The organism is Xanthomonas sp. DAR 34887 (assembly GCF_041245805.1).
Classification (GTDB): Bacteria; Pseudomonadota; Gammaproteobacteria; order Xanthomonadales; family Xanthomonadaceae; genus Xanthomonas_A; species Xanthomonas_A tesorieronis.
This window is the reverse complement of record NZ_CP162490.1, coordinates 1,256,059-1,269,645: the sequence shown is the minus strand read 5'-3', so window position 1 is coordinate 1,269,645 and position 13,587 is coordinate 1,256,059. Positions and strand designations below refer to the sequence as shown.

Annotated in this window: 12 protein-coding genes; 2 read left to right on the top strand and 10 right to left on the bottom strand. The window is 71.7% G+C overall.

Annotation, left to right across the window (positions count from 1 at the left end; genetic code table 11):
• Positions 1–35: 35 nt before the first annotated feature.
• Complete coding sequence (locus AB3X08_RS05405) at positions 36–1,019, bottom strand: LysR family transcriptional regulator (protein ID WP_369936772.1); 984 nt, start codon at positions 1,017–1,019, stop codon at positions 36–38.
• Between the two features lie 168 nt (positions 1,020–1,187).
• Here AB3X08_RS05405 and cobA point away from each other — a divergent pair, with 168 nt between their 5' ends.
• The gene (gene cobA, locus AB3X08_RS05400) at positions 1,188–2,399 is read left to right on the top strand and encodes a uroporphyrinogen-III C-methyltransferase (RefSeq protein ID WP_369936770.1); all 1,212 of its coding nucleotides are present in this window, start codon (positions 1,188–1,190) and stop codon (positions 2,397–2,399) included.
• 29 nt (positions 2,400–2,428) lie between these two features.
• The gene (cysK, locus tag AB3X08_RS05395; RefSeq protein WP_369936769.1) at positions 2,429–3,388 is read left to right on the top strand and encodes a cysteine synthase A; all 960 of its coding nucleotides are present in this window, start codon (positions 2,429–2,431) and stop codon (positions 3,386–3,388) included.
• A gap of 622 nt (positions 3,389–4,010) precedes the next feature.
• Here the strand turns inward: cysK and xdhC are convergent.
• From xdhC to AB3X08_RS05350, 9 genes are read right to left on the bottom strand one after another with little or no spacing between them, the layout of a single operon-like run.
• On the bottom strand, positions 4,011–5,069 hold the full coding sequence (gene xdhC / locus AB3X08_RS05390; RefSeq protein ID WP_369936768.1) for a xanthine dehydrogenase accessory protein XdhC: 1,059 nt from the start codon (positions 5,067–5,069) through the stop codon (positions 4,011–4,013).
• Positions 5,059–7,389 carry a xanthine dehydrogenase molybdopterin binding subunit gene (gene xdhB, locus AB3X08_RS05385; protein WP_369936767.1) on the bottom strand — a complete coding sequence of 777 codons (2,331 nt, stop codon included), beginning with the start codon at positions 7,387–7,389 and terminating at the stop codon, positions 5,059–5,061. Before xdhB ends, xdhC begins: the two co-directional genes overlap by 11 nt.
• The gene (gene xdhA / locus AB3X08_RS05380; RefSeq protein WP_369936765.1) at positions 7,382–8,851 is read right to left on the bottom strand and encodes a xanthine dehydrogenase small subunit; all 1,470 of its coding nucleotides are present in this window, start codon (positions 8,849–8,851) and stop codon (positions 7,382–7,384) included. Before xdhA ends, xdhB begins: the two co-directional genes overlap by 8 nt.
• Before the next feature lies 1 nt (position 8,852).
• Positions 8,853–9,218: a hydroxyisourate hydrolase gene (uraH, locus tag AB3X08_RS05375; protein ID WP_369936763.1), complete on the bottom strand. Its 366-nt coding sequence runs from the start codon at positions 9,216–9,218 to the stop codon at positions 8,853–8,855.
• Positions 9,182–10,621, bottom strand: coding sequence for an FAD/NAD(P)-binding protein (locus AB3X08_RS05370; RefSeq protein ID WP_369936761.1), 1,440 nt, complete (start codon positions 10,619–10,621; stop codon positions 9,182–9,184). Before AB3X08_RS05370 ends, uraH begins: the two co-directional genes overlap by 37 nt.
• On the bottom strand, positions 10,618–11,109 hold the full coding sequence (gene uraD, locus AB3X08_RS05365) for a 2-oxo-4-hydroxy-4-carboxy-5-ureidoimidazoline decarboxylase (protein ID WP_369936760.1): 492 nt from the start codon (positions 11,107–11,109) through the stop codon (positions 10,618–10,620). The genes AB3X08_RS05370 and uraD overlap by 4 nt, the downstream gene beginning before the upstream one ends.
• Positions 11,106–11,486, bottom strand: a complete 381-nt coding sequence (gene hpxZ, locus AB3X08_RS05360) for an oxalurate catabolism protein HpxZ (protein ID WP_369936758.1) — start codon at positions 11,484–11,486, stop codon at positions 11,106–11,108. Before hpxZ ends, uraD begins: the two co-directional genes overlap by 4 nt.
• Positions 11,483–12,373 carry an allantoinase PuuE gene (puuE, locus tag AB3X08_RS05355; RefSeq protein ID WP_369936757.1) on the bottom strand — a complete coding sequence of 297 codons (891 nt, stop codon included), beginning with the start codon at positions 12,371–12,373 and terminating at the stop codon, positions 11,483–11,485. Before puuE ends, hpxZ begins: the two co-directional genes overlap by 4 nt.
• On the bottom strand, positions 12,370–13,566 hold the full coding sequence (locus tag AB3X08_RS05350; RefSeq protein ID WP_369938437.1) for a pyridoxal-phosphate-dependent aminotransferase family protein: 1,197 nt from the start codon (positions 13,564–13,566) through the stop codon (positions 12,370–12,372). The genes puuE and AB3X08_RS05350 overlap by 4 nt, the downstream gene beginning before the upstream one ends.
• Between the last annotated feature and the right edge of the window lie 21 nt (positions 13,567–13,587).

Here is a 13,587-nt window from a genome sequence, read left to right as displayed (position 1 = left end):
TTGCGCCAGGCGCGGCGACGACGCGGTAGCGCCGCTCAGCTGGTGATGGTCTGGGTCAGCTCTTCCCAGGTCGGCGGGGTCGGCCAGTCCGGTTCCTGGTTGCCTTCCATGACCCGGCGCAGGTCGCGGGTGTCGATCTGCGGTGCCAGCACGTGCACCAGTTCCAGCGCGTAGTCGCGCAGCACGCGGTCGCGCGGCAGCACCGCCCAGGCGATGCACTCGGGAATCTCCGGCGGCGCCGGCCAGGCGCGCAGGTCGGTGTCGCCGGCATGCACCGCCATTTCCGCGAGCAGGCCGACGCCGAGGCCGGCGCGCACGTAGGTCTTGATCAGGTCGGCATCGAGTGCGGTCAGGGCGATGCTCGGCTCCAGCCCGAGCCGGCCGAACGCGCGTTGCAGCGAAGAGCCGGAGCGGGTCGAGGATTCGTAGCTGATCAGCGGCTGCACCGCCAGCGCGGCCATGTCCGGCACCCGCTTGGGCACGTCCAGCGCATGCCCGCGCGGCACCAGCACCAGCCGCCGCCAGCGGTACAGCGGCACCGCGATGCCGGCGCCCGGTTCGCTGCCGGCGGTGCTGACGATGGCGATGTCGGCATCGCCCTGGCTGAGCAGGTCCAGCGCCGCGCTCTCGGCGGCCTGCTGCAGATGCACGCTGACCTGCGGATACGCCTGCTTGATCTGCGCCACCGCCGGCGGCAACACGAAGCGCGCCTGGGTGTGGGTGGTGGTCAGGGTCAGCTGGCCCTGGCTCTCGCGGCGCTGGTTGGCGGCGTAGGTGCGGATGTTGTTGGCCTCGGCCAGCACCGCGCGGGCGCGCTCGATCACTTCGCGGCCGGCCGGGGTCACCGTTTCCAGGCTGCGACCCTTGCGCACGAACAGCAGGAAGCCGAGTTCGTCCTCCAGTTGCTTGAGCTGCTTGGACAGCCCCGGCTGGGTGGCGTGCACGCGCGCCGCGGCCAGGGTGATGTTGAGATCGGCATCGGCGATGGCGACGAGGTAGCGGAGTTGGGTCAGCGTCATCGGAGCGAGGGCGAGGCGCCGCCTGGCGGGAGCAGCCACGACTGTAGTGGAAATGGGCCTCTCACCTTATAACCGAAAGCTATCTGGTAGAGGCATGAAGTCATTTCCGGCGGCTATAAGGCGGCGCTACGGTCACGCCTCCCACCTCCTTCCTGCGTTGCGACCGCCGTGAGCCCTGCCCCGATTGCGTTGTATCCGGACCTGCGCGAGCGGCCCGTGCTGGTGGTCGGTGGCGGCGCCGCCGCCGAGCGTCAGATACAGGCGCTGCTCGCGGCCGGCGCGCTGCCGCGGCTGGGGGCGCCGGCGCTGACGCCGGTTTTGCAGGCCCTGGCCGATGCAGGACGCATCCAGTGGCTGCGCGGCCGCTTCGATGGCGCCTGGCTGGATGCGGTGTGGTATCTGGTCGCCGCCAGCGACGACCCCGCGCTGAACCGGCAGGCGCTGCAGGCCGCCGCGGCGCTGCGGGTGCTGGCGCAGGATGCGATCGGCGCAACCGTCACGGTCGCAGCCAACGCATCGGCGGACGATGCAGGCAACGGCATCGACGCATCCGCCGCTGCAGCGCAAGCGCTCCGTCCCGGCACGGTGACCCTGGTCGGCGCCGGCCCCGGCGATCCCGGCCTGCTGACGCTCAACGCGCTGCGCGCGCTGCGCGGCGCCGATGTGGTCCTGCACGACCGCCTGGTCAGCGCCGCGATCCTGGACCTGCTGCCGGACACGGCCGAGCGGATCGAAGTCGGCAAGTCGGGCAGCGGCCACAGCATGCGCCAGGAGCAGATCCACGCGCTGATGCTGGAGCACGCGCGGCGCGGGCGCCGCGTGGTGCGGCTGAAGGGCGGCGATCCGTTCGTGTTCGGCCGCGGCGGCGAGGAACTGGAATACCTGCGCGCACACGGCGTGCCCTACGCGGTGGTGCCGGGCATCACCGCGGCGCTGGCCTGCGCGGCCTACGCCGGCATCCCGCTGACCCACCGCGCGCACGCGCAGTCGCTGCGCCTGGCCACCGCGCACTGCAAGGACTCCTTCGACACGCTGGACTGGGCCGCGCTGGCGCAGGAGCGGCAGACCCTGGCGGTATACATGGGCGTGGCCGGACTGGACACCGTGCGCGAACGCCTGTTGCGCGCCGGCCGCGCCGCCGACACCCCCTTCGCGCTGGTGGAAAACGGCTCGCGCCCGCAGCAGCGGGTGGTGGTCGGCACCCTGGCCGACCTGCCCGACACCGCCCGCGCGCACCAGGTGCGTTCGCCGGCATTGCTGATCCTGGGCGAGGTGGCCGCGCTGGCGACCGGCCTGCACTGGTTCGGCGCCGCGCCGCTGGGCGCCGCGCCCTCACCTTTCCCGAAGCCGGCCGTGCCTACCCTGGCCCACGCCGCCTGACCCGCATCCTTTTTACGGAGACCCTGCGCATGGCCATCTACGACAACATCCTCGACACCATCGGCCACACCCCGATCGTCAAGCTGCACCGCCTGCCGCCCGCGCACGTGGACCTGTACGTCAAGGTCGAGGCATTCAACCCCGGCGGCTCGGTCAAGGACCGGCTGGCGCTGGCGATCGTGCTCGACGCCGAGGCCAAGGGTCTGCTCAAGCCCGGCGACACGATCGTCGAAGCCACCTCCGGCAACACCGGCGTGGCCCTGGCGATGGTCGCCGCCGCGCGCGGCTACAAGTTCGTGGCGACGATGGTGGAGACCTTCTCGATCGAACGCCGCAAGCTGATGCGCGCGTTCGGTGCCAAGGTGATCCTGACCCCGGCCGCAGAGCGCGGCAGCGGCATGGTGCGCAAGGCCGAGGAACTGGCCCAGCAGCATGGCTGGTTCCTGGCCCGCCAGTTCGCCAACCCGGCCAACCCGGCCTACCACCGCAGCACCACCGCCGCGGAAATCCTGCGCGATTTCGCCGGCCGCCGGCTCGATCATTTCGTCAGCGGCTGGGGCACTGGCGGCACCCTCACCGGCGTCGGCGAAGTGCTGCGCGTGGCGCGCCCGGACATCCGCATCACCGCCACCGAGCCGGCCGGCGCCGCCCTGCTGCAGGGCCAGGAGTGGAAGCCGCACAAGATCCAGGGCTGGACCCCGGACTTCGTGCCGGAGGTGCTCAACCGCGAGGTCTACGACGACGTGTTGAGCGTGGAGGACACCGACGCGATCTCCGTCTCGCGTCGCCTTGCCGCCGAGGAAGGCATCTTCACCGGCATCTCCGGCGGCGGCACCGTGGCCACCGCACTGCGCGTGGCCGAGACCGCCGCGCCCGGCTCGGTGATCCTGGCGATGCTGCCCGACACCGGCGAGCGCTACTTCTCCACCCCGCTGTTCGCCGACATCAACGAGGGCTCCGACGACGACTGGCTGGCCGGCCTGCCGTGATCGCCGTGGCGGCGCGGTGATGCAGCCGCGTCGCCACGCACTTGCGGCGCGTGAGTTGGATGCAATGTAGGGGGCTTCAGCTCCGACGCATCGCACCGACGGAAAGCACACCACTTCGCTCGTCGCGGCTGAAGCCGCTCCTACAGGGACTCGCGGCAAGCTGCGTGTGTGCACTGTAGGAGGGGCTTCAGCCCCGACAGACTGTGTCCGAAGTCCGAACCTCCAATACTTCGCTCGTCGCGGCTGAAGCCGCTCCTACAGGCTTGCGGCCAGCTGCCTGGGTGCACTGTTGGAGGGGCTTCAGCCCCGACAAGCTCTGTCCGAAGTGCAACCTCCCACACTTCGCTGGTCGCGGCTGAAGCCGCTCCTACAGGGGACTTGTGGCGAGCTGCCTGGGTGCACTGTAGGAGGGCTTCAGTCCCGACGCATTGCGCCATCGGCAAGCGCACCGCTTCGCTCGTCGCGGCTGAAGCCGCTCCTACACGGGCTTGCGGCGAGCTGCCTGGGTGCACTGTAGGAGGGGCTTCAGCCCCGACAGGCTGTGTCCGAAGTCCGAACCTCTCACACTTGGCTCATCGTGACTGATCACCCGAGGCCACGCAGCACCTCCACGATGGCGATATCAGCGCGCACCGAGCACAGATAGCTGCAGCAGTGACGCAGCGCCCTCCACCTGCGGACCCTGCGTCTCCAAGGCCGACACACGCAGCAACAGCTGTGCAGCCACCGCCAGCGCGATCACCGCGGGGGCCTTGCCGTCGATGCCGGGCAGACCGATCGGGCAGGTCAGCCGCGCCTGCGCGGCCTCGCCCAGGCCGTCCTGGCGCAGTCGCGACAGGAAGCGCGCGCGCTTGGAGGCCGAGCCGATCAGGCCGACGAAGCCCGCCTCGCCACCCAGCGCCGCCGCGGTGAGCCGATAATCCAGCGCGTGGTCGTGAGTCAGGATCAGCAGCATCGCCTCGGCCGGCGCCGCGGCGGCACGCGCGAGCAGTGCCGCTTCCTGCAGATGCTCCGCGCCGGCCGCAGCCGCAAGGTCCGCGCGCGAATCGGACCAGGCCAGCGCGAACGGCAGCCCGTGCAGCGCACGCGCGATGGCGATGCCGACATGGCCGGCACCGAACAAATGCAGCGGCGTGCAGCGCGGACCGATCGCCTGCGCCAGCAAGGCGCCCGCCGCCGGCGCCGGCGCACGCAGCGACAGCGCTTGCGCCGGCGCATCGCCGATGCGGTGTTCGAGATCGCCGCGCCGCAGTTGGGTCAGCAGCGTGCGCCCCAGCGTCGCCTGTCGCAGCCAGTCGCTGCGCGCCGGGTCCAGCCGCTCCAGCAGCAGCCGCACGCGGCCGCCACAGCATTGGCCGAGCAGATCGTCGGCCCGGGCGTGCGTCGCGCAATCGCCGCACCTGCCGCTGCAACGCACGGCGCGCGCCGGCGCGACCGCGCCCAGCGTGTAGTCCTGCACCTGCCAGCTGCCTGGCGGCTGCGCGAGGAGCTCACGCGCCAGCGCGCAGGCGCGCCACTCGAGCACGCCGCCGCCGATGGTGCCGATGCTGCCGTCGGCGCTCACCAGCATGCGCGTGCCGGCCTCGCGCGGGGTGGAGCCGGCGGTGGCCAGCACCGTGACCAGCGCGGTCGCACCGCGGGCCAGCGCCGCTTCGGCCTGCAGGCTCCAGTCAGCGCGCATCGGCGTGCCGTGCCGCGATCGCGGCCAGGATCCGTTCCGGCGTGGCCGGCGCATCCAGCGCCGGCAGTCCGGTGCCAGGCGCCGCCGCGGCCACCGCCTGGGTCAGCGCCGAGAACACCGAGATGGCTAGCATCAACGGCGGTTCGCCGACCGCCTTGGAACGGTGGATCGTGGCCTCGTTGTTGCGGCCGGCCTGCCACAGGCGGATGTCCATCCGCGCCGGGCGGTCGCTGGCGGTGGGAATCTTGTAGGTGGAGGGCGCATGCGTCAGCAACCGGCCGTGCGCGTCGTAGACCAGTTCCTCGGTGGTCAGCCAGCCCATGCCCTGGACGAAGCCGCCCTCGATCTGGCCCAGGTCGATCGCCGGGTTGAGCGAGCGGCCGACGTCGTGCAGCACGTCCACCGCCAGCACCTTGTGCTCGCCGGTCAGCGTGTCGATCACCACTTCGCTCAGCGCCGCGCCGTAGGCGAAGTAGTAGAACGGGCGGCCGCGGTGGCTGGCGCGGTCGTAGTGGATCTTGGGCGTGGCGTAGTAGCCGCTGGCGGCCAGCGAGATGCGCGCCATGTGCGCCTGCCGGCACAGCGCGCCGAACGCAAGTTCCAGGCTGCCGGCGACGACCTTGCCGGCGGCGAAGCGCACCTGCTCCGGCGCCACGCCGCCGCGCTCGGCGGCCAGGGCGGCCAGCCGCGCGCGGATCTCGCTGGCCGCGTTGTAGGCGGCCATGCCGTTGAGGTCGGTGCCGGAGGAGGCCGCGGTGGCCGAGGTATTGGGCACCTTGTCGGTGCGCGTGGCGGTGATGCGTACGCGCTCCACGCCGATGCCGAACACGTCGGCGACGATCTGCGCGACCTTGATCATCAGGCCCTGGCCCATCTCGGTGCCGCCGTGGTTGAGCTGCACCGAGCCGTCGGCGTAGACCAGCACCAGCGCGCCTGCCTGGTTGAGGTGGCTGGTGGTGAAGCTGATGCCGAACTTCACCGGGGTCAGCGCCAGGCCTTTCTTCAGCACCCGGTGGCGCGCGTTGAACGCGGCGACCGCCGATTGCCGCGCGGCGTAGTCGGCGCGCGCGGCCAGTTCCTCGATCAGCGCCGGCGCGACGTTGTCCTCCACGGTCATGCCGTACGGAGTGACGTTGCGGTGCGGCGCCGCGTACAGGTTGAGGCGGCGCACCGCCAGCGGATCGCGGCCCAGCGCGGCGGCGACCGCGTCCAGCACCCGCTCGATCGCCAGCATGCCCTGCGGCCCGCCGAAGCCGCGAAACGCGGTGTTGGACACGGTATGCGTGCGCAGCCGGTGCGAGACGATCTCCACCACCGGCAGCCAGTAGCAGTTGTCGGCATGGAACATGGCGCGGTCGTTGATCGCCAGCGACAGGTCGGTGGTGGCGCCGCAGCGCGAGGCCAGTTCCAGGCGCAGCGCCAGGATGCGGCCGTCGCCGTCGAAGCCGGCGCGGTAGTCGACCACGAAGTCGTGGCGCTTGCCGGTGATGCGCATGTCGTCGTCGCGGTCGTAGCGCAGCTTGGCCGGGCGCCCGGTGAGCGCCGCGACCAGCGCGCAGGCCGCGGCCGGCGCCGCCGCCTGGGTTTCCTTGCCGCCGAATGCGCCGCCCATGCGCCGCACTTCCACGGTCACGTCGGCGCTGGGCAACCCGAGCAGTTCCGCGATCAGGTGCTGCACCTCGCTCGGGTGCTGGGTCGAGGACAGCACATGCAGCTGTCCCTGCTCGCCCGGCAAGGCCAGCGCGATCTGCCCTTCCAGATAGAAATGCTCCTGCCCGCCGATCTCCAGCGCGCCGCTGCACTGCCGCGGCGCCGCGGCCAGGGCGGCATCGACATCGCCGCCGCGCGCCATGCGCTGCGCCGGCTCCAGCACCGCACCGGCGGCGCGCGCCTCGGCGATGCTCAGCAGCGCCGGCAGCGGCGCGTACTCGACCTGCGCCAGACGCGCCGCGCGCCTGGCGGCGGCATGGCTGTCGGCGGCGACGACGAACAGCGGCTGGCCGTGATAGAGCACTTCGTCGCCGGCGAACAGCGGATCGTCGTGCGCGACCGGAGCGACGTTGTTCTCGCCGGGAATATCGGCGGCGGCGAACACCGCCACCACGCCGGGCGCGGCGCGCACCGGCGCCAGGTCCACCCGCAACAACCGCGCATGCGCGTGCTCGCTCAGGCCGAACGCCAGATGCAACATGCCGGGCGGCTCCGGCAGATCGTCGATATAGCGCGCCTGGCCGCTGACATGCGCCTGCGCGCTGTCGTGCTGCAACGAACGCTGCACCTGCGGCAACGCCGCGTCGCTGGCGGCCGGTCCGTCAGCCATCGACCAGCTCCGGCGCCAGCACCGACAGCGGTTCGTGCGGCTGCGCGTGCCCGATCCACAGCCGCCGCAGCAGGTTCGCGGCGACCGCCAGCCGATACCCCGCCGAGCCGCGCACATCGCTGAGCGGACGGAAGTCCTGCGCCAGCGTGGCCGCGGCGGCCTCGATCGTCGCCTCGCTCCATGGCTGGCCGAGCAGGGCCTGTTCGGCGCCACGCGCACGCTGCGGAATGCCGGCCATGCCGCCGAAGGCGATCCGCGCCTTCGTCACCAGGCCATCGTCGATGCTTAGCGCGAACGCGCCGCAGACCGCGGAGATATCGCTGTCGAAGCGCTTGCTGAGCTTGTCGACGCGGTACAGCGTGGCAGCCGCCGGGCGCGGCACGTACACGCTCTCCACGAACTCGCCCGGCAGGCGCGCCTGGCGGCCATAGGCCAGGAAGAAGTCCTCCAGCGGCAGCACGCGCCGCGCATCGCCGCGGCGCAGGGTCACGCTGGCGCCTAGCGCGATCAGCGCCGGCGGCATGTCGCCGATCGGCGAGCCATTGGCGATGTTGCCGCCGATGGTGCCGGCGTTGCGCACCTGGGTGCCGCCGATGCGCCGCAGCAGTTCGCCCAGCGCCGGGTGCAGCGCGGCCAATGCCGAATGCGCTTCGCTGTAGCGCACGCAGGCGCCGATGTGCAGCCCGTCGGGCGTGTCGCGCAGTTCGCGCAGCTCGGGGATGTCGCCGATGAACACCACATCGTCGAGCACGCGCTGCTGCTTGGTCACCCACAGACCGACATCGGTGGCGCCGGCGACCAGGCGCGCGTCCGGGCGCTCCAGCAGCAACGCGGCCAATGCGTCGGCGCTGCGCGGCGTCTCGCTGCGCCGCACGCGGCCGGCCGTGGCATCGGCATGCGTCTGCACCAGCGCGGTCTGGCGGCGCAACGCGCGCAGGCCGGCGAGCGTGGCCGCGTCGTCGCGCCGCGCCAGCGGCACCGCCGCGCCGGCCTCCAGGATCGGGCCATAGCCGGTGCAGCGGCACAGGTTCCCGGCGATCACGTCGGCCAGCACCGCCTGCTCGGTGCCCAGCGCACCGATGCTGCGTGCGTACAGCGACATCACGAAGCCCGGCGTGCAGAAGCCGCACTGCGAGCCATGGCGCTGCACCAGTTCGTGCTGCAGCGGATGCAGTGCACCGCCGGTCGCCAGGCTCTCCACGGTCAGCAGCGCCTTGCCGTCGAGCATCGGCACGAACAGGATGCAGGCGTTGAGCGCGCGCCAGCGCACCCGCTCCTCGCCCTCGGCACCGGCCAGTTCGCCGACCAGCACCGTGCACGCGCCGCAATCGCCTTCGGCGCAGCCTTCCTTGCTGCCGGTACGGCCGAGCCGGTAGCGCAGCAGGTCGAGCACGCTGGCGGTCGGGTCCACCGACTCCAGTTCCAGCAATTGCCCATCGAGCAGGAACCGCACCGCGTCCATCTCAGCTGCCCCGGTAGGTGGAATAGCCGAACGGCGAGACCAGCAGCGGCACGTGGTAGTGCGCCGCAGCGGCCAGGCCGAACGCGATCGGCACCACGTCCACGAACGGCGGCTCGGGCAAGACCACGCCCTGGCCGCGGAAGTAGTCGGCCACCGCGAATTCCAGCCGATAACGTCCTGTCTCCAGGCGCAGTTCGCGCAGCGAAGGACAGCGCCCATCCGCATCGGTGACGCAGGCGTGCAGCAGCGCCTCGCCGGCGAACAGACGCACCGCCACGCCGGCGGCGGGCACGCCGCGGCTCAGGTCCAGCACATGGGTCGATAGCGTGCTCATCCGACGCAGTCCTCCGCTTGCGGCAACGGCCATTGGCCGACGAATTCGGGTTCGGCGTAGTCCAGGTAGGCGCCGACGATCGCCTCGCGCTCGTCCAGGAACAACTGGTCGGCGACCGCCTTCACCAGCCGCGGCAACGCGTGCTTGAGACCGGACAAGGCCGCCGCCGACAGGCCCAAACTCAGCAGCGCCGAATAGTTGAACGCGAACAGCCCGTGCAGCGCCGGCGCATGCGCGGGTGTGCGCGGCAGCAGTTCGAAGCCCGGCCCCAGGTAGGGATGCGCATCCAGCAACGGCACCTGCTGCCCTTGCGGCGGCCGGTAGCGATCGGACCAGCGCACGATGCCGTCGGCCACCGCGGCCAGCTCCGGGCGCAGCGCCGGATCGGTGACCAGGCCGGTGGACAGCACCACGAAATCGAACTGCAGGCGCGCGTGCGGCGTGGTCACCGCCACGCCGCCGGCGTCTTCTGCCACGTGCTGCCACGGGCTGCCCAGATGCAGGTGGAAATTGGGCCAGGCCGCCGCGCGCTCGAAGGTGTCATTGGTCGGTGGCTGGTTGTGGCGGAAGAAGCTCGCCATCATCGCGTACTTGTCGGCGTCGGGCAGCGCGGCGAAGCGCGGGATGATGCCGCTGCGCTCCATGTGCCGGATCGGATTGACCCGCGGCAGTTCGGCGCGGCGCAGGAACACGTGCACCTCGCCGACGCCGGCGGCCAGCGCGTGCTGGGCGTTGTCGAAGGCCGAGGCGCCGCCGCCGAGGATGCCGATGCGGCGCCCGGCCAGGGCCGCGTAGTCGATCGCCTCGGAGGTGTGGGCGTAGCGCGAGCGCGGCAGCGTCTGCGCCACCAGCGGCGGCACGTGCCATTGCCCGCCGCCCTGGATCCCGGTCGCCAGCACCACCTTGCGCGCGAGCAGGCTGTCGCCGCCGGCCAGGTGCAGCCGCTGCAGGCGCTGCGCCTGCAGCGGCTCGATGCGCAGCAGCCGCGTCTGGTTGCGCACCGGCAGCCTGAGCACCTCGCGGTACCAGCGCAGGTAGTCCATCCAGTCGGCGCGCGCGATCTTGCCCAGCGCGTCCCAGGCCGCCGCGCCGTGGCGGGCTTCCCAGTAGGCGCGAAAGGTCAGCGACGGCATGCCGAAGTCCAGCGCGCTCAGTTCCTTCGGCGTGCGCAGCGTGACCATGCGCGCGTAGGTGACCCACGGGCCTTCCTGGCCGGCCGGGTTCTCGTCGATCACCAGCAGGTTGGAGATGCGCTCGCGCAGCAGCCCGAACGCCGCACCCAGCCCGCTCTGCCCGCCGCCGACGACGACCACGTCGTAGACATGTTCGGCGCCATGCCGCTGCGGGCGGATCCAGTCCGGGCCGCCATGGCCGAGCCATTGCAGTTCGCGCGCGACCTGCGCCGACAACGCCTGCAAGCCGTTGCCCGCGCTCACTGCAAGGCCTCCAGGCGCAAGCGCGCGATCTTGCCGATCTCGTCGAGCGCGGCGGCCATTTCGGCATCGCGCGTATTCGCCAACCGCGCCTGCATCGCCGCGAGAATCCCGGCCTTGTCGGTCAGGCGCACGCAGATCACGAACGGAAAATCGAAACGCGCGCGATAGGCCGCATTGAGCGCATGGAACCGCGCGAACTCCTCGGCAGTGAGCCGATCCAGCCCGGCCTGCGCCTGCTCGGCCGCCGAGGCCGCAGTCAGGCTGCCGTCGATCGCGGCCTTGCCGGCCAGCTCCGGATGCGCGCGGATCAGCGCCAGCCGCTCGTCGGCGCCGGCCGCGTGCAGTACCTGCAACAGGCCCGCATGCAGATCGGCGAATGGGCGCCGCGCCGCCGCCCGCTCCACCACCCACGGCGAATGCTCGAACAGCGCGTGCAGCCGCGCGACGAACTCGGCCTCGGGCAGCGCATTCCAGTCGATGCCGGTCATGCGTGGTCCCCCTGCAGCGACACGTGCGCCGACACTACCTTCCAGCCGTCGGCGAAGCGCACCCAGCTCTGGCTCTGGCGGCCGCGGCGGGTGCTGCCTTCGCGCAGGAACTCGGCATCGGCGGTGGCGAAGTCGCGCCCATAGGCGACGATCTGCACCCGCTGCAACTGCCGCTGCGGCGATCCGCCACGCGCGCGGCGGAACGCGCGGATCGCCTCGGCGCCGTACAGCGTTTCGCCGACCCCGTAGCGCACCGTGGTCGGCGCATCGTGGAACAGCCGGTCCAGCGCGGCGACGTCGTCGGCCATCAGCGCATGCTCGTAGGCGGCGAATGCCGCCTGCACCTCGGCCAGGACCTCGGGCGCATCGATGATCATGCCGGGTGCACCTGCTGCCAGTGGCGGGCGATGTCGATGCGCCGCGCGATCCAGGCCTGGCCGCTGGCCAGCGCATGATCGACGAAACGGGCCAGCGCCAGCGCACGCGCCGGGCGCCCGGCGATGCGCCCGTGCAGGCCCACCGACATCATCCGCCCGCCTTCGGCGCACAATTGCTCGAAGCCGTCGCGCAGGTAGCGGAAGAACGGTTCGCCATCGGCGAAGCCATTGTAGGCGACGAACTTCATGTCGTTGGCGTCCAGCGTGTACGGCACCACCAGCTGCACGCGGCCGTGGCGGCGGTCGTAATACGGCAGGTCGTCGGCGTAGCTGTCGGCGTCGTAGACGAAGCCGCCCTCCTCGGCCACCAGGCGCGCGGTGTTGGGACTGGTGCGGCCCTGGTACCAGCCCAGCGGGCGCGTCCCGGCGACTTGCGTGTGCAGCGCGATCGCCGCGGCGATATGCGCGCGTTCGGTCGCCTCCGGCACCTGCTGGTAATCGATCCAGCGCAGGCCGTGGCTGGCGATCTCCCAGTCGGCGTCGCGCATCGCCTGCACCGCCTCGGGATTGGCCGCCAACGCCTGCGCTACGCCGAACACCGTGACTGGCACGTCGCGCGCGGAGAACAGCCGCTGCAGCCGCCAGAAGCCGGCGCGGCTGCCGTATTCGTACAGGCTCTCCATCGCCATCGCGCGCGCGCCCGGCTGGCTGTGCGCGCCGACCATCTCCGACAGGAACGCCTCCGAGCCGGCATCGCCGTTGAGCACACAGTTCTCGGCGCCCTCCTCGTAATTGATCACGAACTGCAACGCCACCCGCGCGCCACCCGGCCACTGCGGGTCAGGCGGCTGCGCGCCGTAGCCGACCAGATCGCGCACCGCGATCACCGCGGCGCTCCGTCGGCATGCCAGGCGGCCAGCGCCGCGTCCACCCCGGCGCCCGGGGTGCACACATAACCTTCGGCGCGCAGCACCGCTTCCAGCGCGCCCAGGGTGATCAGCACCTTGTGCTTCATCGCGTTGTAGCCCATCGCGCCGATCCGCCACAGCTTGCCCTGCAGCGGCCCGAACGCGGTGCCGATCTCGATCTCGAAATCCTCGCGCATGCGCCGCCGCACCGCCTCGCCGTCGATGCCCGCGGGAATCGCCACACCGGTGACATTGGTCATGCGATAGCGGTCGTCGCCGAACACTTGCAGTCCCAGCGCGCGCACGCCGGCGGCGACTGCGCGGCCGGCGGCGGCATGCCGGGCGAAACGCGCGGGCAAGCCCTCCTGCAGCGCCACGCGCGCGCATTCGCGCGCCGCGTACAACATGCTGGTGGCCTCGGTGTGGTGGTTCAGGCGCTTGTCCGACCAGTAGTCCATCACCATCGCCAGGTCGAAATAATTGGAGCCGATGCGCACGCCGCTGCCGTTGGCGAGATCGTCGCGGACGATGCCGCGCTCGACATGGCGGCGCGCGAAGATCGCCTCGGCGGCGCGCGCGGACACGGTGATCGGCGCCGAACCGGACGGCCCGCCCAGGCACTTCTGCAGACCACCGGTCACCACGTCCACGCCCCAGGCGTCGCTGGCGATGGGCATGCCGCCGATGGTCGCGGTGGCATCGACATAGGACAGCGCGCCGGCGGCGCGGCACAGCGCGCCGAGGCCGTCCAGCGGCTGCGCCATCGTGGTCGAAGTATCGCCGTGCACGCAGGCGACCAGCTTCGGCGCGAAGCGTTCGATCGCCTCGGCCACCGCCGCCATCGGCACCACCTCGCCCCACGGCGCATCCACGTTCTCCACCACCGCACCGATGCGGCCGAGGATCTCGCCCAGCAGCAGGCCGAAGCGGCCGAAGTTCAGCACCAGCACGCGATCGCCCGGCGCCACCAGCGACACCAGCGCCGCCTCGATGCCGGCGCGCGCGGTGCCGTCGACCAGAAAGGTCCAGCGGTTCTCGGTCCCGAACAGCGGCCGGTACAGCGCCATCACTTGGTTCATGTAGCCGGTCATTTCCGGATCGAACTGGCCGAGTAGGTCGGCCGACATCGCGCGCAGCACGCGCGGATGCGCATTGACCGGGCCCGGCCCCATCAGCAGGCGTTGCGGCGGATC